This is a genomic window from Zoogloea sp. (genome assembly GCF_041908905.1).
GTDB lineage: Bacteria > Pseudomonadota > Gammaproteobacteria > Burkholderiales > Rhodocyclaceae > Zoogloea.
Genome location: NZ_JAYREK010000028.1, coordinates 24,098 through 46,609, shown reverse-complemented (window position 1 = coordinate 46,609; position 22,512 = coordinate 24,098). Strand labels below are relative to the sequence as shown.

General features: G+C 68.5%; 14 protein-coding genes, 2 tRNA genes and 1 pseudogene. 7 read left to right on the top strand and 10 right to left on the bottom strand.

Annotated features, from left to right (window positions below; translation table 11 throughout):
- The 3 genes and pseudogenes from ACE3OU_RS14045 to pbpC all read left to right on the top strand — a co-directional run.
- Positions 1-1,034, top strand: a pseudogene (locus ACE3OU_RS14045) (hypothetical protein); the annotation flags it as partial.
- A complete protein-coding gene (locus tag ACE3OU_RS14040; protein ID WP_374242173.1) occupies positions 1,031-1,804 on the top strand; it encodes an endonuclease/exonuclease/phosphatase family protein in 774 nt (257 codons plus the stop codon). The pseudogene ACE3OU_RS14045 and the gene ACE3OU_RS14040, both read left to right, overlap by 4 nt.
- Before the next feature lie 24 nt (positions 1,805-1,828).
- A complete protein-coding gene (gene pbpC / locus ACE3OU_RS14035) occupies positions 1,829-4,189 on the top strand; it encodes a penicillin-binding protein 1C (RefSeq protein WP_374242172.1) in 2,361 nt (786 codons plus the stop codon).
- 230 nt (positions 4,190-4,419) lie between these two features.
- Here the strand turns inward: pbpC and ACE3OU_RS14030 are convergent.
- A tRNA-Tyr gene (locus ACE3OU_RS14030) sits at positions 4,420-4,504 on the bottom strand.
- A 712-nt stretch (positions 4,505-5,216) separates the two neighbouring features.
- Between ACE3OU_RS14030 and ACE3OU_RS14025 the strand changes: the two genes are divergently transcribed.
- Both ACE3OU_RS14025 and ACE3OU_RS14020 read left to right on the top strand, forming a co-directional pair.
- Positions 5,217-5,834: a hypothetical protein gene (locus ACE3OU_RS14025; protein WP_374242171.1), complete on the top strand. Its 618-nt coding sequence runs from the start codon at positions 5,217-5,219 to the stop codon at positions 5,832-5,834.
- A gap of 852 nt (positions 5,835-6,686) precedes the next feature.
- Positions 6,687-7,133: a hypothetical protein gene (locus ACE3OU_RS14020; protein ID WP_374242170.1), complete on the top strand. Its 447-nt coding sequence runs from the start codon at positions 6,687-6,689 to the stop codon at positions 7,131-7,133.
- A gap of 252 nt (positions 7,134-7,385) precedes the next feature.
- Here ACE3OU_RS14020 and ACE3OU_RS14015 read toward each other — a convergent pair.
- The 9 genes from ACE3OU_RS14015 to ACE3OU_RS13975 form a co-directional block, all read right to left on the bottom strand.
- A tRNA-Ala gene (locus ACE3OU_RS14015) sits at positions 7,386-7,461 on the bottom strand.
- Between the two features lie 63 nt (positions 7,462-7,524).
- Positions 7,525-8,511 carry an L-threonylcarbamoyladenylate synthase gene (locus ACE3OU_RS14010; protein ID WP_374242169.1) on the bottom strand — a complete coding sequence of 329 codons (987 nt, stop codon included), beginning with the start codon at positions 8,509-8,511 and terminating at the stop codon, positions 7,525-7,527.
- 6 nt (positions 8,512-8,517) lie between these two features.
- Positions 8,518-9,669, bottom strand: a complete 1,152-nt coding sequence (locus ACE3OU_RS14005; RefSeq protein ID WP_374242168.1) for a 5-(carboxyamino)imidazole ribonucleotide synthase — start codon at positions 9,667-9,669, stop codon at positions 8,518-8,520.
- A 16-nt stretch (positions 9,670-9,685) separates the two neighbouring features.
- Entirely contained in the window at positions 9,686-10,183 is a 498-nt protein-coding gene (gene purE, locus ACE3OU_RS14000) for a 5-(carboxyamino)imidazole ribonucleotide mutase (RefSeq protein WP_374242167.1), read from the bottom strand.
- Between the two features lie 73 nt (positions 10,184-10,256).
- The gene (folD, locus tag ACE3OU_RS13995) at positions 10,257-11,132 is read right to left on the bottom strand and encodes a bifunctional methylenetetrahydrofolate dehydrogenase/methenyltetrahydrofolate cyclohydrolase FolD (protein ID WP_374242166.1); all 876 of its coding nucleotides are present in this window, start codon (positions 11,130-11,132) and stop codon (positions 10,257-10,259) included.
- 100 nt (positions 11,133-11,232) lie between these two features.
- Positions 11,233-11,853, bottom strand: a complete 621-nt coding sequence (locus ACE3OU_RS13990; protein ID WP_374242165.1) for an indolepyruvate oxidoreductase subunit beta — start codon at positions 11,851-11,853, stop codon at positions 11,233-11,235.
- Complete coding sequence (locus ACE3OU_RS13985) at positions 11,853-13,730, bottom strand: thiamine pyrophosphate-dependent enzyme (protein ID WP_374242164.1); 1,878 nt, start codon at positions 13,728-13,730, stop codon at positions 11,853-11,855. Before ACE3OU_RS13985 ends, ACE3OU_RS13990 begins: the two co-directional genes overlap by 1 nt.
- A gap of 115 nt (positions 13,731-13,845) precedes the next feature.
- Entirely contained in the window at positions 13,846-14,481 is a 636-nt protein-coding gene (locus ACE3OU_RS13980) for a response regulator transcription factor (protein WP_374242163.1), read from the bottom strand.
- Complete coding sequence (locus ACE3OU_RS13975; protein ID WP_374242162.1) at positions 14,456-17,209, bottom strand: PAS domain S-box protein; 2,754 nt, start codon at positions 17,207-17,209, stop codon at positions 14,456-14,458. Before ACE3OU_RS13975 ends, ACE3OU_RS13980 begins: the two co-directional genes overlap by 26 nt.
- A gap of 173 nt (positions 17,210-17,382) precedes the next feature.
- Between ACE3OU_RS13975 and ACE3OU_RS13970 the strand changes: the two genes are divergently transcribed.
- Both ACE3OU_RS13970 and ACE3OU_RS13965 read left to right on the top strand, forming a co-directional pair.
- Positions 17,383-20,178 carry a type VI secretion system Vgr family protein gene (locus ACE3OU_RS13970; RefSeq protein WP_374242161.1) on the top strand — a complete coding sequence of 932 codons (2,796 nt, stop codon included), beginning with the start codon at positions 17,383-17,385 and terminating at the stop codon, positions 20,176-20,178.
- Positions 20,175-22,397 carry a DUF3274 domain-containing protein gene (locus ACE3OU_RS13965; protein WP_374242160.1) on the top strand — a complete coding sequence of 741 codons (2,223 nt, stop codon included), beginning with the start codon at positions 20,175-20,177 and terminating at the stop codon, positions 22,395-22,397. Before ACE3OU_RS13970 ends, ACE3OU_RS13965 begins: the two co-directional genes overlap by 4 nt.
- Positions 22,398-22,512 lie beyond the last annotated feature (115 nt).

The window sequence follows — 22,512 nt, the reverse complement described above, 5'->3', positions numbered from 1 at the left end:
AACAACCGCGCTACCGCTCTGTCTTTGAAGTCTTGTCCGTATCGCGCCAAGTCGTTCTCTCATCATCGCCCCCGAATTCAGGATTCTATCGAGGTGGCAACTATTCTGACGCGGGGGGCGACGCCCGCGGCAACACCGCCATCGCCGAAGGCATCGCCAAGCCCCGCGACGCCGGCCCCTGGTGGGGCGACTACGGCAGCCCGCTGCGCGACGCGGCCCTGTCCTACGCCCTGCTGCAGCGCCACAAGATCACCGCCGCCGGCAGCGCCAGCCTCATCGCCCTCACCGCCGCCGAGCTCGAGAAGAACACCTGGACCAGCACCCAGGAGAAGCTCGCCCTGTTCCTCGTCGGCCGCGAGCTGGGCAACCGCGACCAGGGCGCCACCTGGACCGCCGAGGTCGGCAGCGGCAAGCCTGTCAGCGTGAGCGGCCCCGGCAGCCAGAGCCACCCCATCACCGCCGCCACCCTCGCCGGCGGGCTGACGATCCGCAACACCCACGGCGGCAAGCTGTTCGGCGAGCTGACCATCGGCGGCCACCCGGCGAAGATGCCCGCCGCCCGCAGCGACGCCATCGCCCTGGTCCGCACCCTCCACGCCGGCGACGGCTCGCCCATCGGCGCGCGGCCGCTGAAGGTGGGCGAGAGCGTGCTGGTGCGCGTCCAGGTCAAGCCGAAGGTACACATCGGCAACGGCCTGGTGGTGGACCACATCCCGGCCGGGCTGGAGATCGAGAACCTCAACCTCGTGCAGGGCGAGGCGATGGGCTCGGTTGCCATCGCCGGCATCGACCCCGCCGCCGCGATGGCCGACCGGCGCATCCAGCACGTGGAGTTCCGCGACGACCGTTTCGTGGCCGCCGTGCGCCTGCAGGGCGAGATCAACCTGTTCTACCGGGCGCGGGTGGTGACGCCGGGCAGGTTCGTCGTCCCGCCCGTCTACGCCGAAGACATGTACCGGCCCGACACCTACGGGCTGGCCGAGGGCGACGGCAGCCTGACGGTGATCGACGGCAAGGAGAAGGCGGCCCCATGAGCACGCCCCAGCCCCGGGCGCGGGATGGCGCGACGCTGCGCATCGCCACCTGGAACCTCGAACGGCCCAGCCTGCGCGGCCACACCCGCAATCCGCGCCTGCTCGCCCGCCTCCGCGCAACCGATGCCGACCTGTGGGTGCTCACCGAGACCAACCGCGCCATCGCCCTCGACGGCTACGCGGCCCTCGCCAGCCCCAGCGTCGCGGGCTACCACCGGGACGGCGAGAACTTCACCACCCTCTGGTCGCGCTGGCCGATCCTGCAAGCGCTCCCCACCTTCAACCCGGCGCTCGCGGTGTGCGCCGAGATCGCCTCCCCCGCCGGGCCGCTGATCGTGTTCGGCACCATCATCACCTACGCCAACGATCCCGGGCCCCTCAAGACAGCCCGGCGCTGGGAGGAGCACCGCAAGTCCATCGACGCCCACGCCGCCGACTGGCAGGCGCTGCGCCAGCGCTTTCCCGACCACCACTTCTGCGTCGCCGGCGACTTCAACCAGAGCCGCGACGGGTCCGGCTGGTACGCGGACGCCGAGTCCGTCGACAAGCTCAGCGCCGCCCTCCGGCAGTCCGCGCTGCACTGCGTGACGGACACCGACATGCGCACCGCCGGCCTCCTGCACAGCCGCGCCTCGGTGGACCACATCTGCCTGTCCGAGCCCCTCGCCGCCCGGGTGTCGCACCTCGGAGCCTGGGAGGGCCGGGACCACGACGGGCTGCGGATGAGCGACCACAACGGGGTGGTCATCGACATCCGCGCGCCGGTCTAGCGGCCCGCCCATGGGCCCTCCGCCGTGACCCCCTCCGCTGCAGCCGGCACCCGTCTCCGCTGGCGCCCCCTGCGCCACGGCCTGGCCGTGGTGCCGATGGTGGCACTACTCGCGCTGCTGGTGGCCGACCAGCTCTTCCCGCCGCCGCTGCCGGGCCGCGATGCCGGCCAGGCCCTGCTCATCGTGGCCCGCGACGGCACGCCGCTGCGGGCCTTCCCCGACCGCAACCATGTGTGGCGCTACCCGGTGGCGCTGGACGAGGTCGCGCCGGTTTATCGCGACGCCCTGCTGCGCTATGAAGACCGTTATTTTCGCTGGCACCCGGGGGTCAATCCCTTCGCGCTTGCGCGCGCCGCCGGCCAGTGGGCGATCAACGGGCGCATCGTTTCGGGCGGCTCGACGATCACCATGCAGGTCGCCCGCATCCTCGAGCCCACGCCGCGCAGCCTGCCCGGCAAGGCGCGCCAGATCCTGCGCGCGCTGCAGCTCGAAGCCCGCCTGTCGAAGGACGAGATCCTCACCCTCTACCTCAACCACGCCCCGATGGGCGGCGTGCTCGAAGGCGTCGAGGCCGCCAGCCGCGCCTACCTCGGCAAGCCCGCCCGCCGCCTGACCCCCGCCGAGGCTGCGCTGCTGGTGGTGCTGCCCCAGGCGCCGTCCCTGCTGCGCCCCGACCGCCACCCCGCCGCCGCCCGGGCCGCCCGCGACAAGGTCATCCAGCGCATGCGCGGCACATGGCGCGACGCCGACATCGCCGACGCCCTGCAGGAGCCGGCCTACGCCCAGGCCCCTCGCGAGCCGCTGCTCGCCCCGCTGCTCGCCGAGCGCCTGCGGGCCAGCGCCGCCGGACGCCCGCGCATCGCCACCACCCTCGACCCGCAGGCCCAGCAGACCGTCGAGCTGCTACTCGCCGACCGGCTCGGCATGCTCCCGGCGCGGGTCTCGATGGCGGCGCTGGTGGTGGACAACGCCAGCCTGGAGGTGCGCGCCTACGCCGGCTCCGCCGACTTCAGCGACGCCGAGCGCTTCAGCCACGTGGACATGGTGCTCGCCCCGCGCTCGCCGGGCTCGACGCTCAAGCCCTTTCTGTACGGCCTGGCCCTGGACGAAGGGCTGATCCACTCCGAATCCCTGCTGGCCGACGTACCCCAGTCCTTCGGCGGCTACCAGCCGGGCAACTTCCAGCAATCCTTCCACGGCCCGGTGAGCGTCTCCGAGGCCCTCACCAAGTCGCTCAACGTGCCGGCCGTCGAGGTGCTGGAACGCCTCGACCCGGTGCGCTTCGTCGCGCTCTTGCGGCGGGGCGGGCTGAAGCTGGAGTTTGGCAAGGGCGGCGAGCCCAATCTGGCGGTCATCCTCGGCGGCGCCAGCACCAGCCTCGAGCAGCTGGTCGGCGCCTACACCGCCTTCGCCCGCCAGGGCCTCGCCGGCAAGCCGCGCTACACGCCGGACACGCCCGTCGAGGAGCAGCGCATGCTGTCGGCCGGCGCCGCCTTCATCATCCGCGACCTGCTCGAATCCGGCGGTCCGCTGGGCCGGGCGGTGGAGAGCGGCGCCGGCATCCGCCGCGGCATCGCCTGGAAGACCGGCACCAGCTTCGGCTTCCGGGACGCCTGGTCGGTGGGCGTCTCCGACCGCCACACCATCGGCGTGTGGGTCGGCCGGCCCGACGGCACGCCCAACCCGGGCTTCTTCGGCGCCAACATCGCGGCCCCGCTGCTGGTGGACCTCTTCAACGCCCTCGACACCGGCCCGCCGGCGCAGCGCCCGCCGCCGCCCAACGTGAAGCAGGAACGCATCTGCTGGCCCCTCGGCACCCGGCCCGACGGCCACGACGACCCCCTGTGCCACCAGAGCCGCCTCGCCTGGACCCTCAACGAAGCCGCCCCGCCCACCTTCCCCGACCGCCTGCGCGGCGGCGAGGCCCGCTACGCGATCCAGACCACCCCCGACGGCCGCCTGCGCGCCCGCCCCGACTGCCACCCCGGCCCCCTCGTCACCCGGCCGATGGCGCGCTGGCCGGCGGTGCTGGAACCCTGGCTGGACGACAACCTGCGCCGCCGCGCGCTGCCACCGGCCTGGGCGCAGTCCTGCGCCGGCCAGGCGAGCCCGGAGAGCGGCCTCAAGATCGTCGGCGCCAGCAACGGCGAGATCCTGCGCCGCTCCGCCGGGGGCGACGCCCCCCTGCTCCGCCTGGAAGTGCGCGGCAATGGCGTGCGCGGGCAAGCGGACGGCGAGGTGGTGTGGCTGGTGAACGGGCGCCCCAACGCCCGCCAGCCGGCCGGCAAGGGCTTCCAGCAACGTCTCGTAGAACCCGGGCGCTACGACATCACCGTGCTCGACGACAGCGGCGCCTACGACCGCATCAGCCTGAGCGTGCGCTGAGGCGCCGCCAGGAACGGCGTCGCACTGGCGGCAGGAGGCTCCGCAGGTCGGGTCGGCGAAGCGTGACCCGACACGCCCGTGGGGAGAGGATGGCTTGATTCAGGCTCCGCGGGCGGAAGTTGCTCCCGCGCCCAACGAGGGGCAAGGCAGACCAGAATCGGCCTACAGATGCGCGCGCCAGAAAGCAAAAAGGCCCGGGCTTTCGCGCGGACCTTTTGACTTGTGCTGTGTGGTGGAGGGAGAAGGATTCGAACCTTCGAAGGCAGTGCCGTCAGATTTACAGTCTGATCCCTTTGACCGCTCGGGAATCCCTCCACGGGATACAGGGCACGGATTATATACGGGTCGTTGAGTTAGTCAAGCGCCAAGAACCTGCCCTGCCCATGTTCGGCACACGCCAGCCTCCCATCCACCCCGCACGAGCATCGCGGCGCGTGGCGCAACCGACGGGGAGATCCGCGCCGTTGCCGGGGAGACCCGCGCAAACGTCGCGAAGCGTGGCGCGATCGTCCAGGAGTCCCGCGCAATCGCTGCGGAGACCCGCGCGATTTTCCCGCCAACCCTAGAAATTTTCCCGCCAACCCGCGCAAACGCCAAGGAGCATGGCGCAATCATCGGGGAGAACGTCGCACAGGTTGGACGACCTGGCGCAGGATGCAGGAGGGATCCCTCGAACTTCAAGGAGTGTCGCCCGAGATTCGCGGAGAGTCTCCCGGAGCCTGCGCGAGGTGGATGAAAGATTGCGCGGGTTGGCGGGAAAATCGCGCGGGTGCGCGGAATCGTCGGGGACGTCGAAGGAGAAAATAAAATTTTACAAAACAGACACTTATAAAAATGAGTGGCCCAACACCCCCGGCAGCCAAAGATTCCCGTCAGGCTGAACAGCAGCGTGTCCTCGAAGCTCAGGCCAAGGAACTGGAGAAGGTGAAGGCCGATGTCGTGTTCAGCCCTGCCAGCGCTTTCCTGACCAAACAAAAAATCCGTATGTCCTGACGTACAATTCAGACCCCCAACGCGATAGAGCAACATGGAACTCGACATCAAGAACCAGCGGCGCAACCTGATCGTGCTATCAACCTCCCTTGCTGTGTTTGAGTTAGTTGGTGCGAGACTGAACAATCGCTTACTGAGTGATTCGATCATCGTTGATAGGCCGGAGAACCTGATCAGCTTCACCTATGTAGCCCTTGCTTATGTTCTATGGCGATACTGGCTATACGCCCGTGAGTCCCACTTAAGCTTTAAAAGCGTTATCGAACAGCGCATCACGAACTCCCCAAGCTACAAAAACCTTATTCAACCGTTCATGGATGACTTCAGAGACGCCTCAGGAGCGGACTTCGTGGAGGGATTTGAAGAGGCGTCGAAAGATGCTCCATCTCTGGGATGGCAATCATTCCCTCCCCAGCCAAAGCTACAAGCCCAGCCTTTTCGCAGAGTGCTGAAGATCACCGTGGAGAATCCAAAAGGCAACTACAAGATAGAGGAAAAGGACTACAGAGTTTCTCTCTTGCGGTATGAGTGGATTTTCTTGCGTTCATGGCTCACGGTTGCTGTAGGAGACAAAGCGTACTCCGACCTTTACATCCCATACGTGCCAGCTTTTATGGCTGCGAGCCTGTTCGTCCGGCGAGTCTTTAGCTAACAGCCTCCACTGTCTTCAACACCCAGCCAAAGCTGCCCCAGAAATCGATGGTTGCCCTCTTCAGGGTTCAGACTAGGGAAGTGGCTGGCTGGTCCTGATCGCCGCCTCTGGCGAAACCGGAGCGCCTTGGAGGGGAGCTGGCTGGCGGTGGGGGCGAGTGGGGCACCGGGGGATTCTAGCGCTTCCGCTGATCAGGGAGGCTCTCGCAAATTTGTGGTGAGAGTTTTTGCTCCCACTTGCGATGCGACCTTCAGTCCGTCGTCTTGAAATTTCGTAAGCACACCCTATATTCAAGTTTGCTCCTTTTCACGCCGGGAGCAGTGAACGCAGGTTGAAGGCAGTCGCCTCCTTCATTCGAAGGAGAGCGATTGAAAGCAGTACCGGTAGTTCTTGGGTGCCTCGTGAGTGTTGTCAAGCTCGTGAGGTGTCTTCTCAATCTATACGCGGCCTACTTGGCTGGCGACCATCTGATGGCAGCACTCGAAGCCCTCAAGGCGGGAATGTGCTGTCGGGATCTGTGGTGCCAGCGAACGAGGCTGAAAGAAGCAGGAACTGAACTAACGAGAGTCCTATCAGCAAAGCTCCGACGACTGTCCTGCGGCCCCGTCAGCCGCAGATTGTTTAAACGCGAAGACAAGCATAGGGGTGAAAAAATGTGATCACCTGATCTCGTACCCAACTCCACGACACACAACCTTTTGGGAGATATTCCTCGGCATGATTTCCGAGTCCTCCACCCTGTAGTCACCTGTGTTTTCTGGAGGCGATGGCCTCCTGAGTACTTCTGAGCAGCAAGCAGCTTGCGAAGAAGGAAGTGCGTGAATTGACTATCCAACCCCTCGAATAGCCAACGTGACCGATCCCGAACTCACTGCATCTGACGCTACTGGAAAGCTACTAATCTGTGGCGAGGTCTTGCTTGATAAGTACGCGATGGGCGATGAGCAGACGATCTGTGACGTTAGGATGAGAGTGGCTCGGGCGCTCGCCGCTATGGAGTCAGAAGAGAAGCGCCTGTTCTGGGAAACCAAGTTCCTCGAAGCCCAGGAGCGGAACTTCGCTCCCGCCGGTCTTTTTGATCAGATCGCCAGGTATTACCTGTACTGGCCTAGCTACTTGCCTAGGGGCGAATTCAGGATGTTCAGGGCTATCGCCCCGATTGTTTTGCTGCGCCTGATGCTCTTGTTTGGCTATGTTGGGAGGTTGAGTTCAAGACAGTACTGCGCTAGGAACAGTCTTGAGCCGCTGACGCTGCTTAATTTCCTGCGCCCCTGCGTGAGGGCACCGCCCTACCTGTAGTTATTGGTCAGGAAGTTTTTCAGTAGCACCCAGCCCAGCATACCTAACCTTCTCCACCGCCTCCCGCATCGATCCTCCTGAGCACAGTCCGTAGTAATCCGGGGCTTCTCATGGCCCACGATGTCGGCAGCTACGTTTTCTGGGCGGCTTGCTCCTGAACCTCCAGCTTGAGAAGGGATGGCTGACAGGGGCAGGAAAAGAAAAAAGACCAGTGGTCACTTAGAGTAACTCACTGATCTTTTTTGTGTTTTGTGGTGGACCGAATGAGGATCGAACTCACGACCTCCGCATTGCGAACGCGGCGCTCTCCCAGCTGAGCTATCGGCCCACGCGAAGCGCGCATTATAACGATGCTTTTCGCCGCTGCAAAGCCCTTCTTGCAGCCTGAAGCTCAGGTTTCGTCGTCTTCGCCCGAGCCGACGGCGGCGCGACCGAGGCGGTCGGCGACGGCGGCCCATTCGGGGGCGGCGGGCGGGGCTTCGACGAGGATGCGCGCGGCGCCGGATGCGTCGAGGCTGCGCAGGCGGGCGTAGAGATCATGGCCGTAGCCGGCCGGATCGGCGGGGGCCTGGACCCAGGTGATGCCGTCGGCGAGGCCGGCCGGTACGGGGCCGCGGGCCAGCACCGCGTCGCCAACGCGAGCCTGGACAGCGAGGGCATCGGTGGCGACGAGTTCGAGCGGGGTGCGCGGGGCGTAGTGGGCGGCGAGCGCGCCGGACACCCGCGGGGTGGCGCCCTCCTCCGCAGCATTCCCGGCGTCGACTTCGCCACGCAGGCGCGGGCGGCGGCCGAGGACGCGGGCGATGTCGTCGGCGCCGATCGCACCGGGCCGCAGGATGACGGGCACGCCGCGGGAGAGGTCGACGATGGTGGATTCGAGCCCGACCGCGCAGGCGCCGCCGTCGAGGATCAGCGCGACCCGCTGGCCGAGTTCCTGACGCACGTGCTCGGCAGTGGTCGGGCTGATGCGGCCGAAGCGGTTGGCCGACGGCGCGGCGACACCGGAGCCGAAGGCACGCAGCAACTCGAGAGCCACCGGATGATTGGGCACGCGCAGGCCGACGGTGTCCTGCCCGCCGGTGACGAGATCCGGCACGCCCTCCTCCTTCTTGAGGATCAGCGTGAGCGGACCGGGCCAGAAGGCCCGCGCGAGGGCGATGGCGTCCTTGGGGACTTCCCGCGCCCAGGTCATGATCTGCCCGGCATCGGCCAGATGAACAATCAGCGGGTGGTCGGACGGGCGGCCCTTGGCGGCGAAGATTTTGGCGACGGCGTCCGGATTGAGGGCGTCGGCGCCGAGGCCGTACACCGTTTCGGTGGGCAGGGCGACGAGCTCGCCCTGGCGCAGCAGCTGGACGGCGCGCGGGATGTCGCTCATCGGCGCTCAGTCGCGGATGCCGATGGCCTGGCGGGCGGCCAGGGCCTTGGCGAGCACGTCGGCCGCATCGCTGCCGATCACAGTGAAATGGCCCATCTTGCGGCCATGGCGGGCGTGGTGCTTGCCGTAGAGGTGCAGGCGCAGGCCAGGCACGGCGTGGAGCACCGACCAGTCGGGCTCGCGGTAATGGCCGTGGGGCTCGCCGCCTTCGTACCACAGCTCACCGAGCAGATTGACCATCACCGAGGCGCTGTGCTGGCGCGATTCGCCCAGCGGCAGGCCGCACAGGGCGCGCACCTGCTGCTCGTACTGGCTGGTGACGCAGGCGTCGATGGTGTGGTGGCCGCTGTTGTGGGGGCGCGGGGCCATCTCGTTGACCACCAGCTCGCCACGGCTCACGAAGAACTCGACGGCCAGCGTGCCGATGAAGCCGAGCCGCTCGGCGATGCGCTCGGCGTACTCCTGGGCGGCATCGCGCTGGCAGGCGGAGGCCCGCGCCGGCGCGATGGAGACGTCGAGGATGCCGTTGGTGTGGCGGTTCTCGACGGTGGGGAAGCACTTGACGCGGCCATTCCCGTCACGGGCCAGCACCACCGACACCTCGTAGTCGAGGGTCAGCATCTGCTCAAGCACGCAGGGCTCGCCCTTGAAGGCGTGGAAGGCGTGCAGGGCCTCGGCGGCGTTGGCGACGCGGGCCTGGCCCTTGCCGTCGTAGCCGAAGCGGGCCACCTTGAGGATGGCCGGGTAGAGGCTGGCAGGCGCGGCGGCGATGTCGGCGTCGGTGTGGATGACGGCGAAGGGGCCGTGGGGCAGGCCGTTGTCGCGCAGGAAGCTCTTCTCGGCGATGCGGTTCTGGCACACCGCGACCGCGGAGGCGCCCGGCCGCACGGGGATGAACTTGGCGAGGTAATCCAGGGTGTCCGCCGGGACGTTCTCGAACTCGGTGGTCACCGCCGCGCAGCCTTCGGCCAGCGCGTCGAGGGCGGCGTAGTCGTCGTAGGCCGCCTGCAGGTGACGGTCGGCGATGAGGCCGGCCGGGCTGTTGGGGTCGGGGTCGAGGACCCACACCTTGTAGCCCATTTCGTGGGCGGCGGTGACGAAGAAGCGGCCGAGCTGGCCGCCGCCGAGCATGCCGAGGGTGGCGGGCGGGAGGATCATCGCGTCACGTCCTGGATCAGATCGGGTCGAGGTTCATGGCCAGCACGCTGGCGGTCTGCTCGGCGCGGAAGGCTTCGAGCCTGTCGGCCAGGGCGGCGTCGGTGGCGGCCAGCAGCGCGACGGCAAACAGGCCCGCGTTGGCGGCGCCGGCATCGCCGATCGCGAAGGTGGCAACCGGGATGCCCTTGGGCATCTGCACGATGGAGAGCAGGGAATCCTTGCCCGACAGGGCCTTGGACTGCACCGGCACGCCGAGCACCGGCAGCGTGGTCTTGGCGGCGATCATGCCCGGCAGGTGGGCGGCGCCGCCAGCCCCGGCGATGATCGCCTTGAGGCCGCGCTCGCGGGCCTGTTCGGCGTACTCGAACATCAGGTCGGGCGTACGGTGGGCCGAGACAACCCGGGCTTCGAAGGGGACGCCGAAATCCTTGAGGATCTTGGCCGCGGCCTGCATCGTCGGCCAGTCGGAATTGGAGCCCATGACGATGCCGATGACGGGGGAGGAGCTGTTCATTGGTGTGTTCGTGTTCGGATGTTGAGGAACGCCGGACGGGCTGCGCGAGGCCGGCGAGCGGCCCCTGCGGCGCTCAGCCCTGGCGCCTGGCCAGCGCCCGCTCGGCGGACACCACGGTGTTGACGAGCAGCATGGTGATCGTCATCGGGCCGACACCGCCGGGCACCGGGGTGATGGCGCCGGCGACTTCCCTGGCGGAGTCGAAATCCACGTCGCCGCACAGCTTGCCCGCGTCGGGGCCGTCCTGCAGGCGGTTGATGCCCACGTCGATGACGATGGCGCCGGGCTTGACCATGTCGCCGGTGACGAACTTGGGCTTGCCGATGGCGGCCACCAGGATGTCGGCGCGGCGGGTGTGGAAGTTGAGGTCGCGGGTACCCGAGTGGCACACGGTGACGGTGGCGCCGGCGGCGGTGAGGAGCATCGCCATCGGCTTGCCGACGATGTTGGAGCGGCCGATGACCACGGCCTCGGCGCCACGCAGCGGAGCGTCGATGCTCTTCAGCATCTCCATCACGCCGTTGGGCGTGCACGGGATGAAGGCTTCCTGGCCCTGGGAGAGGCGGCCGACGTTCTCGGCGTGGAAGCCGTCCACGTCCTTCTCGACCTTGATGGCTTCGAGCACGGCCTTCTCGTCGAAGTGCTTGGGCAGTGGCAGCTGCACCAGGATGCCATGCACCGACGGGTCGGCGTTGAGCTCGGCGATCTTGCCCAGCACGTCGGCGGGCGAGACGTCCTGCGGGTATTCGAACTTGAGGGACTTGATGCCGGCCTTCTCGCAGCCGGCCACCTTGTTGCGCACGTACACCGCCGAGGCGGGGTCGCCGCCCACCAGGATCACCGCAAGACAGGGCTGGGTGCCCTGGGCCGTGAGGGCCGCGGCCTTCCCGGCGAGTTCACCGCGAAGCTTCGCGGAAAGTGCGTTACCGTCAATAATACGAGCCGTCATGCCACACCGCCGTCTCAGAAAAACCTGAGAGTCTACCACGACTTAGATGCGACGACTCAGGCGCGTCCGCTGCGGCGGCGCGCCATCGGCGGAAAGCGGCTCAGGCGGCGACGGGACGCTTCCCGATGAGCGCGGCGGCACGCTCGCGGCCGGCGTCGAAGGCCCGCAGGTTCATCTCGAGCAGGCCGGGCTTCTTGTGGGTGAAGCGTGCCGCCACGGCGTCCCGCAGCACCGAGGCCGGAAACGGCAGGTGGTCGGACATGGCGCCCAGCATCACGGTGTTGCCGAGGCGGATGTCGCCGAACTCCAGGGCGATCTCGGCGGCGTCGAAGGCCTGCAGCGGCACGCCGAGGGCGCGCAGCTGGCCGACCGGGTCGGCGGGGTAGTCGAACACGCCGCACTCGACCACCGGCGGCGACAGCCGCGAGGTGTTGGTGAGCACCGGCGCGCCCGGGCGCAGCATGTGCACCCAGCGCAGGGTTTCGGCGGCCTCGAAGCCGACCAGCAGGTCGGCCTCGCCCGGAGCGATCTGCGGCGACAGCACCTTGTCGCCGAAGCGCAGGTGGGACACCACCACGCCGCCCCGCTGGCTCATGCCCGCCACTTCGGTCTTCTTGGCATCGAAGCCGAGGGCCAGCGCGGCTTCGGCGAGGATCTCGGTGGCGGTCATGACGCCCTGCCCGCCGATCCCGCAGACGAGGATGTTGGTGTTGCGGCTCATCAGGCGTGTCCTCCGCTACGTTGCATGAAACGCACCGGCACCACCGGCACCGAATGGGCGATGGCCTCCGGCGCACAGGGCTGCACGCACAGGCCGCAGCCGGTGCACGCACTGGTCTCGATGCGCACGAAGGCGAGGTCGACCTCCTTGCCCGAGGCCTTGACCTCCTTGCCGCGGCGGGTCACGTGGATCGCCGGGCAGCCCACGTCGAGGCAGTTGCCGCAACCGGTGCATTTGTCTTCGGTCACCGCGTAGGGCGGGGTCTTTTTATAGTCGTCGATCAGCACGCAGGGACGGTCGGTGATGATCACCGACGGCTCCTCGATCTTGGTCTCCTCGCGCAGGGCCTTGAACAGCACCGGCAGCTGGTAGGGGTCGACGACGCGGATGCGCTCCTTCTTGACGCCGAGGGCCTCGCAGATGCGCGGGAAATCCACCCGCGGCGCCTCCACACCGTGGATGTCGCGGCCGGTGGCGGGGTTGTCCTGGCCGCCGGTCATGCCCACCGCGCGGTTGTCGAGGAGCAGGATGGTGACGTTGCCCTTGTTGTAGGTGATGTCGAGCAGGCCCTGCATGCCCATGTGCATGAAGGTCGAGTCGCCAATGACGGCGACGATCTTCTTGTTCTTGTCGGCCTCGCCGCGGCCCTTGTCCATGCCCAGCGCCATGCCCATCGAGGCGCCCATCGAGATGCAGGTGTCGAGGGCGTTCCAGGGGTGGCCGGCGCCGAGGGTGTAGCAGCCGATGTCGCCCGAGATGATGATGTTGCGCAGCTGGGACAGGGTGTAATAGATGCCCAGGTGCGGGCAGGCCACGCACATGGTGGGCGGCCGCGGGAAGACCTGCTGGGCCGGCAGCGCCGGCGCGTCGGCCACCACGTCGCCGCGCAGCCTGGCGATGCCGCGGCGCAGCACCTCGGGGGCGAGCTCGCCAAGGCGCGGCAGCAGGTTCTTGCCCTCGCAACGGATGCCGGCGGCGCGGAGTTCGTTCTCGAGCAGCGGCTCGGTCTCTTCGACGACGACCAGGGTTTCGACCTGGGCTGCGAGTTCGCGCACCTTCGCCATCGGCGGCGGGTAGCTGAAGCCGAGCTTGAGCACCGGCGCATCGGGGAAGGCCTCACGCACGTGCATGTAGGCCGGGCCGGAGGTGACGAAGCCGATGCGCCGGTCGCTGCCCGCCTCCAGGCGGCTGAGGGGCGAGGCTTCGGCGGCTGCGGCCAGGGCGGCCTCGCGCTCGAACATCAGTGGCAGGCGCGGCTTGGCGTTGCCGGGCACCATCACCCAGCGGCGCGGGTCTTTGGTGAAGCCGCCGGGCTCGCGGGTCTCGGGGGGCGACAGCTCGACCCGGCCCTTGACGTGGCAGATGCGGGTGGTGAGGCGCAGCAGCACCGGCACCTTGAAGGCTTCCGACAGGCCGTAGGCGGCCCGGGTCATGTCGTAGGCTTCCTGGGAGTCGGCGGGCTCGAACACCGGTATGTGGGCGAAGCGCCCCCAGAAGCGGGAATCCTGCTCGTTCTGGGACGAGGACATGCCCACGTCGTCGGCCACGGCGATGACGAGGCCGCCTTCGACGCCGGTGACGGTGAGGGTCATCAACGCGTCGGAGGCAACGTTGAGGCCCACGTGCTTCATCGCGCTGAAGGCCCGGGCGCCCATCATCGAGGCGCCGAGGGCGACCTCGAGGGCGACCTTCTCGTTGGGCGACCATTCGGCGTAGAGGCCGGGGAAGCGCGCCACGACCTCGAGGATCTCGGTGCTGGGCGTGCCCGGGTAGGCGGCTGCGACGCGGACGCCGGCGTCCCGGACGGCATGGGCGACGGCGTCGTTACCCGACAGGAACAGGCGGCTCGCCACCTCGACAGACAGGGCGTTTCCCATGAAGCAGAACTCCGGCAGAGAAAGCCTGGAAGTCTAGGAGCACGGGGGACGGAGGGGCTTGAGGCAGGTCAACGAAACGATACAGAAAAAATCAACAAAAGATTTTTTCGTATCACTATATCTGCCGATTGCTCTCGATCGCCATCACGTTCTGCACCAGTTCGGCGAGGGACTGGGCCGCCATCTTCTCCATCACCCGGGCCCGGTGCACCTCGACCGTCTTGATGCTGATGCCAAGCACGTCGGCGATCTGCTTGTTGAGCTTGCCGACGATGATGAGGTCGAGCACCTCGCGCTCGCGCTGGGTGAGCTGGTCGAGGCGGCGCGACACCTCGGCGTCCTGGCGGCGGCGGGCGCGGCTCTCGCGCTCATTGACCAGGCACTGGCTGACGAGGCGCAGCAGCTCGGCATCGTTGAAGGGCTTCTCGATGAAATCGACGGCGCCCTTCTTGAGGGCCGCCACCGCCATCGGCACGTCGCCATGGCCGGTGATGAAGATCACCGGCAGCGTGCAGTAATGGGCGCGCAGGCGCTCGTGGAGCTCGAGGCCGCTCATGCCGGGCATCCGCACGTCGAGCAGCAGGCAGCCGTTGAACTCGGGCCGCCAGGCGCGCAGGAAGGCTTCCGCCGAGGCGAAAGCCTCGACCTTGAAGCCCTGGGATTCGAGCAGCCAGACGAGGGAGTCGCGCAGGGCTTCGTCGTCGTCGACGAGGTAGATGATCTGTTCAGGCGTCGGGGCGTGGGGTTTCACGGGGGATCTCCAGGGGCAGCGTGAAGCGGAAGATACAGCCTCCGGCCGGGTTCGCGTCCACCCACAGGCGCCCTTCGTGAAACTCGACGATGGACCGGCAGATGTTGAGCCCCATCCCCATGCCCTCGGCCTTGGTGGTGTAGAACGGCGTGAACAGGCGCTCGCGGGCTTCGTCGGAGAGGCCCGGGCCACGGTCGGCCACCTCGACTTCGACCTGGGCGGCGCCGTCGCGACGGGCCGAGACGGTGACGATGCGCTCGTCGGCCGGCATGTCGCGCATGGCCTCGATGGCGTTCTTGACGAGGTTGAGCACCACCTGCTCGATCATCACCGCGTCGGCGAACACCGGCGGGAGGTCGGCCGGCACCTGGCTGTGCACCTGGGCGCCGTGGCGCCGGGCGTCGATCTCGACGAAGCCGATGGCGTCCTCGACGATCCCGACCAGGTCCACCGGGTGCCGGCGCGGCTCGCTCTTTTTGACGAACTCGCGCACCCGCCGGATGATCTTGCCGGCCCGCTCGGCCTGGGCGCTGGCCTTCTGCATCGCGGTGAGGATGTCCTCGCGGCGGTATTCGCCCGACTGCAGGCGATTGACGCAGCCGGCCGAATAGTTGGCGATCGCGGCCAGCGGCTGGTTGAGCTCGTGGGCCAGCGTGGAGGCCATCTCGCCCATCGTGATGAGGCGCGAGGTGCGCTGCAGGCGCTCCTGCTGGGCGCGGTTTTCCTCGTCGACGCGCTTGCGGTCGGTGATGTCGGTGGCGATCGCCATGCGCACCACGCGGCCGTCGACCCAGCGGATGGCCCGCTCGCGGATGTGGTACCAGCGCCCCGACAGGGCGTTGCGCAGCTCGCCGTCGTAGAGTTCGCGGGGCACGTGGTCGGGGGTGAGGCGGCGCGGGTCCACGTCGTACCACAGGGTGTCGGGCGGGCTGGGCAGGCCGAAGGTGGCCACGATGCGCCCCACCGCGTCGAAGCCGTAGATGCTCTTGAAGGCCCGGTTGGCGAACAGGATCTCGTCGTTGGCCGCGTCGGCCACATAGACCGCCGCGTCGAGGCCGTCGAGCACCGCCACGAAGCGCTCGTGGGACGCTTCGAGCTCGGCGCGCACCCGCTTGGGCTCGGTGATGTCGGTGATCGAGGCCATCCAGCCGGTCTGCTGGCCGTCCCCGTCGATCAGCGGCGAGATGTAGAAGCGGGCGTCCATCCCCTCGCCGTTCTTGCGGCGCATGCGCATCTCGAAGCCGGTGGCCGGCGCGTCGCCGGCAAGGGTGAGCTTGAGGTTGTTGTGCAGGGTCTCGATCTCACCCCGCGGCCAGTAGGGGAAAGGCGCCACCGCGCCGACGAGCTCCTCCCGCGACCAGCCGGTCATGCGGCAGAAGGCCGGGTTGACGTAGATGATCCGGCCGCTCATGTCGATGGCCCGCAGGCCGGTGACGAGGGACTCCTCCATCGCCTGACGGAAGGCCGACTGGGCCCGCAGCGCGTCCTCGGCGGCCTTGCGCCCGGTGATGTCGTGGGCAACGGCGTACATCAGCTTCTCCTCGGGCACCGAGTTCACGCTCCAGGCCAGCCACTTGTAGCCGCCGTCGGCGCAGCGGCAGCGGTTCTCGAAGGCACCAGGCGTTCCGGAGGCGAGGCTGCGCAGGTGGGCGACGGTGTCGGCCACGTCCTCGGCGTGGATGAAATCCAGCAGCGAGTGCCCCAGCACCTCGCTCGGCTCATAGCCCAGCACCCGCTCGAAGGCCGGGTTGCAGCGCCGGAACACCCCGTCGTGGCCGAGCACCGCCAGCATGTCGAGGGACAGGTTGAACAGCCGGTCGCGCTCCTTCTCGACCCGCACCCGGCTCAGCATGTGCATGCGCAAGAGCCACAGGCTCCACAGCACGAAGACCGACAGCACGACGATCACCGCGATCGGGAAGCCCCGCGGCAGCTCGCCCTCGGTGCGGTAGGCGGTGGCCTGCAGCGACAGGCCGTTGCCGGGCGGGTCGAGGGGCACACCGAAGGCAAAGCTCTCATCGAGGGGGCGCACCGCGGAGTTGGTCGCGAGCGCCTCGCCCTGCGAGCCGCTGAGGGTGAGGCGGTATTTCTCGCCGAACCAGCTCGGCACCAGGTGGGCCACCATGCGCTCGATGGAATACACCGCGACGACCGCGCCGAGCGGCTCGCGCCCCTGCTGCAGCGGCATGTACACCTCGAGCACCGCTGTGTTGCGGGCGTTCACGTAGGCCTCACCGTAGGTCGGCCGGCCGAGCTCCTGGGCCCGGCGCAGCACCGCCCCCTGCCCCGCCGACAGCGCGTCGCCCGCCAGCCAGTCGGTGGTGTCGAAGGGCGCCGTCCACCGGACCCGCTGGTCGGCGGCCACCCACACCACGTTCACCAGCTCGGGGTTGTTGGCGATGTGCTGGTTGGCCCGCACCTGGAAGGCGTCGGCATCCAGCGTACCGGCGGCCAGCTCGCGGGCCAGCTGGCCGAGGAAATCCTCGGTGCCCTGCATGTGCAGGCGCATGGTCTGCTCTGCCCATTGCACGTCGCGGGCCAGCGCGTTGCGCTGGGTCTCGCCCTCCTGGCGCTGCAGCACCCAGACGAGCACCAGCATCGCCAGCGCGAAGATCAGCACGGCGATGTAGGGGGCCGACCAGTACCAGTCGGGGCGCGCGGCGCGGGGTTCGGCGAACCGGGCGGGCGCGGAGGAATCAGGGGCGTCGGGGGAGTCGTCGATCGGCATCGTGCTGCCATCCTGCAAGCGTAGCGGCGCCGTCGGCATCGGGAGTTTCCCTAACCAGGCTGGAGCGCCTCACGAAAGTCCCACACGGCATGAATTTTATGGCATAAACCGGTTTACCTGTATGGTTTAACAGGTGCATGACATTCAAGCAGGCCCGCCCCGAGGAAACCCCCATGCCATCATCGCCGCAAACCATCGACACCACCCAGGTCGTGGCCTGGCTCGAGAGCCTCGTCCTCGACCAGCACAAGCGCCCGCTACGCCTGCGCATCGGCGGGCCCGGCGCGGCCCTGGCCAACGCGCTGCTGGTGCACAGCTTCTCGGCCGAGGAGCGCAGCTGCGAAGAAAGCAGCCTGCAGCTGCGGCTGCTGTGCGTCGCCACCCGGTCCGACATCGCGCCCCAACAACTGCTCGGCCAGACGCTGCAGCTGCAGGTCCTCACCGACACCGGCGGCTGGCGGCACTTCAACGCCCTCGTCGTGCGGGCCCAGCCGGGGCAGTTCGACGGCAGCCTGCAGACCTGGCTCATCGAAGCCACCGACGCCTGCGCCTTCATGGACGCCGGCCGCAACAGCCGGCTGTATCTGCGCAAGAGCGTCATCGACATCACCGAACACCTGCTCGGCGAATGGCGCGAGCGCAGCCCGGTGCTGGCCGGCTGCTTCGAGTTCGACACCGGCGCCCTCAGCCGCGACCGCTACCCCCAGCGGGAGATGAGCATCCAGTGGAACGAATCCGACCCGGCCTTTCTGATGCGCCTGTGGCGCAAGCACGGCATCGCCTGGGGTGTCCGGGCCGAGGCCGACGCCAGCCCCACGGCCCCGCCCCGCCACACCCTGGTGCTCTTCGACAGCGCCAGCCAGTTCCCGGCCAACCCCGCTGGCCGCCTGCGCTGCCACACCGGCACCTCGGTGCAGGGCCGGGACGACATCACCCTGTGGAGCCCCGTCGGCCAGCTCACCCCCGGCCTCGTCGAACGCAGCGCCTGGGACTACAAGCGGCAGCAGGCGCAGTGGGCAGACGCCCCCACCGCAGCCCGGCAGGGCGACGAGGGCGACGCCCTCTCCCGCGCCCTGCTCGACGCCCGCATCGAGCCGCCCCACTGGGCCGACAGCCCCGCCGACCACCGCCAGTTCACCCTGGCGCGCATGCAGTACCACGAGATGAACGCCGCCGGCGTGGCCGGCGCCAGCAGCGCCCGCGACCTGGCCTGCCTCACCTGGGCCGGCATCGACGAGCGCCCGGGCCTGCTCGGCCGGCTTCCCGGCATCGACAAGGGGCTGGCGGGGGCCTCCGGCAACGACTTCCTGTTCACCCGGGTCAGCCACTGGGGCCGCAACAACCTGCCCAAGGAGGTCTCCGACGCCCTCGACAGCCTCTTCGCCGCCAGCGGCTGGGCGATGGCGCGGCCCGCCCTCGGCCAGGAGGACGCCGACCGGCGCTACGCCAACACCTTCCGCGCCCAGCCCCGCGACACCCCGGTCGTGCCCGCCTTCGACCCCGCGCTGCACTGGCCGAGCCTGCCGGCCATGAGCGCCGTCGTCGTGTGCCCCGAGGGCGAGGAGGTGCATTGCGACGAACATGGCCGCGTGCGGGTGCAGTTCCAGGGCCTGCGCACCGTCGACCACGACCACGCCGGCGGCGCCGGCACCAGCGGCACGCCCCGCGACAGCGCCCCGGTGCGGGTCGCCGTGCCCGCCGCCGGCGCCGGCCAGGGCTTCATCCAGCTCCCGCGCCGGGGCGACGAGGTCATCGTCTCCTTCCTGGGCGGCGACCCGGACAAGCCCGTCATCACCCACGCGGTGCACAGCCCCGTCAATCCGCCACCCCGCTTCCACGACACCGGCAGCCTGCCCGGCAACCGCTACCTGTCGGGCAACCGCACGACCGAGGTCAAGGGCAGCCGCGCCACCCACGTCCTCCACGACAACACGCCGGGCCAGCCCGGCTTCCAGGCCCACTGCGACTTCGCCCACAGCCAGCTCAACCTGGGCCACCTCACCCACCCCCGCCGCGACGGCAAGGCCGAGCCCCGCGGCGAAGGCGCCGAGCTGCGCACCGACGGCGCCGCCGCCACCCGCGCCGCCCGGGGCATCCTGCTCAGCGCCTGGAAGCGCCTGGGCAGCAGCGGCGGGCAGCTCGATTACGCCGAAGCCCTCGCGCTGATGGAATCCGGCCTCGAACTCTTCAAGAGCATGGGCGAGTACGCCGCCCGCCACCAGGGTAGCCCCCTCGACGCCCAGGGCCAGGCCGGGCTCAAGGCCCTCGCCGAGCGCTGGGAGAGCGGCACCAACACCCGCCCGAAGGCCGACCCCGCCGACACCGCCTTCATCGCCGTCACCGCGCCCCAAGGCATTGTCCACACCACACCCAGGACCATCGCCCAGTACGCCGGGCACAACGCCGACACCGTCGCCCAGAATCACGTGCAGATCGCCGCCGGCCAGCGCTACAGCGTCAACGCCGGCCAGGGCATCCGCCAGTTCGCCCACGGCGGCGGCATCCACCACATCGCCCACCAGGGCGAGCTCGTGCTGCAGAGCCAGCACGCCGACACGCGCATCGAGTCCGCCCGGCACATCACCCTCAACGCCGCCCAGGATGCCCGCATCTCGGCCCGCAGCATCACCCTGGTGGCCGAGGACGGCAGCTTCATCAGGATCGGCGACGGCATCACCCTCGGCACCAAGGGCGCCATCAAGCAGCACGCGGCAAGCTTCCCCCACGCCGGTCCGCAGACCATCGCCGCGCAAAAGCCCGAGTTCGCCCAGGAGGCCGTCCAGGCCCGCTTCGTGCTGCGCCGCAACGCCGCCAACACCCAGAGCCCGCCCGTCCCCGACCAGCCCTACAAGATCGAGCTCACCGACGGCAGCATCGTCGAGGGCGTCACCGACGCCGAGGGCCGCACCCAGCTCGCCGAGCGGGACGCGATGCACATCGCCACCGTCAGCGCGGGGGGCCAGCCATGACCAGGGGGCGCTACCCCAAGGCCAGTCTCCCGATCTTCCGGCAGAAGGCGGTCCTCAGCACCAGCACCCTGCCCAAGTGCGTCGACGTGCTGGCCGAACACGTGGGCGCCTGTATCGTGGTGCATGGGGTCAACGACGTCGGCACCGGCTATCAAGCCGTCGAGGAAGGCCTCCTCGACGGCCTCGCCCGGCGCCTGGGCTGGACAGCCAGGGACGGCACGGGCTGCCCGCCCTACACCGCCGCCGAGTACCGCATGCCCACGGCCGACGACGCCCGCAAGCTCGAGGCCGACCCGGACGCGGTGTTCTTCAAGCGCAGCGTCAAGCCTGCCACGCATAGCCCGGTGATTCCGTTTTATTGGGGGTATCGGGATACCTGGCGCAACGGTAACCGTTCAAAAAATGGTCAGCAGGTCGACGGCTTCGACAACCGCCTCGACCTCGACCGCAGCAAGGGCGGCGGCCCCTTCGGCAACGCCACCACCAACCTCGCCGACATGTGGAACCGGGGCACTCCGTCCAGGATCAACAAACTCCTCGAGATGGGCTCCCGCGATCCCTACCGCCCCTTGCGCGGTGGCCCCGGGCGGATGTACTTCGTGCTCGCCGCCCAGCGCCTGGCCGCCCTGGTGGCGATGATCCGCGACTACGACCAGGACGTGCCCGAGACCGTCACCCTCATCGCCCACAGCCAGGGCTGCCTCATCGCCCTGCTCGCCCAGGCCTTCCTGATGGAAGACGGCAAGCCGCCCGCCGACACCCTCATCCTGACCCACCCGCCGTACTCGCTGGAGCCCCACCTCCCCGAGCGCCTCAACAGGGAAAAAAACACCCCTCCCCCGATTCCCGCCGGCGAAGACAAGGCCATGCAGGGCCTCTACGACGCCCTCGAAGACCTGCAGACCGTCCGCGCCCGGCTCGACACCCTGATCAACATCGTCCGCGGCGTGGCCACCCAGCGCAAGCCTACCTGGAACGCCGACGAGCTTGCGCGCATGAAACGCGGCGGCCTCCACACCGAGGCCTGGAAGGTGGAGAAGGACCGGGACAACCGCGGCAAGGTCTACCTCTACTTCTGCCCCGAGGACATGACCGTCGCGCTGCCCAGCGTGCAGGGCATCGGCTGGCAGGGCGTTCCCCACGACCTCGAGGACGGCCGGCAGCGCACCCTGCGCCAACCGCTCCGGGAGCTCGGACCCACCTTCCTGCAGCGGGTGTTCACCGCCAAGCAGCGGGTGGTCCAGGGCACGCCGCAAGCGTTCAAGGTAGGCCTCCCGCCCCAGGACTTCCTTCTCCGCCTCAAAGGCGAAGACGACCACGCCCACGCCGCCGGCGACGTCACCACCCTCCGCGCCCGCCTGCCCGAACACGACCCGCGCCTCGACAAGAGCAACGCCCCCGACGACAGCCTCGCCGCGCGGGCGGCCCGCCGCCGGATCAACGGCGAGGCACTCGAGACGCCCCACACGGCCGAACTGCACGCCGGAGCCCCCAATGCCGGGCAGGGCAGGCATGAGCGTGTCGATCCCATCGACGCCGCCATCGCCGTCACCAGCGGCTACGGCTTCACCACCAAGCCGCCCCAGCTCATCGACGACCCACGCCCCGGCAAGCGTATGTCAGCGGGCGCCTACAGCCGACCGTCCCCCACCCCGCTGACCCCGCATGATCTGACCGACGTGCAAAGCCGCCTCAACGAGGGCAGGTCCGAGGGCGATCAGGTCAGGCTCGTAAACGGCCTCGCGCTGGGAGACGGCCGCCTGCGGATCACCCGCCTCGAGAGCCCCAACGAAGCCCGCCTGCGCCACCAGCAGGCCACCAGCCCCCGCTCCTTCCATGGCGCTATCTGGGGCAGCAAGGCCAACCACGCCCACGTCACCGCCTACGACGTCGCCATCGGCCTCGGCCAGGCGGTCACCGATCCGGGCTTCTATCGCTACCTGTGCGCGGTGGCGGACTGGAGGCTGAAGAAGCCGGAGCCGGGCATGCCTGATCGAGAAGGAATATTGACTTGGAAGAAATTCACGGAAATCCATGGTAAATACTTCTCCGTCGAATGCGCTGAGCGTAAGAAGCTCATCGATGGGAACTCAACCTACTACTCGACTGGCGTTCTTCCCGTATGCGTCAAATCCATCGCTGAACGGCCCAAGGCCGTGATCGCCGAAACCGCTCTTGGCGAAAGTCCGGCCATCAAGACACGCCAGGAGGCAAAATGACGCTCGCAAAAAATGACACTGACACAAAAGGCAGACGGAGCTGGATGGTTGGAGCCCTGTGGGCGCTCCTGTTGTTCATCCTGGTCCTGACAGCCTGGACGCTGTACCTCATTCA

Coding starts and splice junctions, on each gene's coding strand:
- ACE3OU_RS14025 (WP_374242171.1), top strand. CDS start 5,217: ATGGAACTCGACATCAAGAACCAGCGGCGCAACCTGATCGTGCTATCA.
- ACE3OU_RS14005 (WP_374242168.1), bottom strand. CDS start 9,669: ATGATCCTCCCGCCCGCCACCCTCGGCATGCTCGGCGGCGGCCAGCTC.
- ACE3OU_RS13965 (WP_374242160.1), top strand. CDS start 20,175: ATGACCAGGGGGCGCTACCCCAAGGCCAGTCTCCCGATCTTCCGGCAG.
- ACE3OU_RS13990 (WP_374242165.1), bottom strand. CDS start 11,853: ATGAGCCGCAACACCAACATCCTCGTCTGCGGGATCGGCGGGCAGGGC.
- ACE3OU_RS13970 (WP_374242161.1), top strand. CDS start 17,383: ATGCCATCATCGCCGCAAACCATCGACACCACCCAGGTCGTGGCCTGG.
- folD (WP_374242166.1), bottom strand. CDS start 11,132: ATGACGGCTCGTATTATTGACGGTAACGCACTTTCCGCGAAGCTTCGC.
- ACE3OU_RS14040 (WP_374242173.1), top strand. CDS start 1,031: ATGAGCACGCCCCAGCCCCGGGCGCGGGATGGCGCGACGCTGCGCATC.
- ACE3OU_RS14010 (WP_374242169.1), bottom strand. CDS start 8,511: ATGAGCGACATCCCGCGCGCCGTCCAGCTGCTGCGCCAGGGCGAGCTC.
- ACE3OU_RS13975 (WP_374242162.1), bottom strand. CDS start 17,209: ATGCCGATCGACGACTCCCCCGACGCCCCTGATTCCTCCGCGCCCGCC.
- purE (WP_374242167.1), bottom strand. CDS start 10,183: ATGAACAGCTCCTCCCCCGTCATCGGCATCGTCATGGGCTCCAATTCC.
- ACE3OU_RS13985 (WP_374242164.1), bottom strand. CDS start 13,730: ATGGGAAACGCCCTGTCTGTCGAGGTGGCGAGCCGCCTGTTCCTGTCG.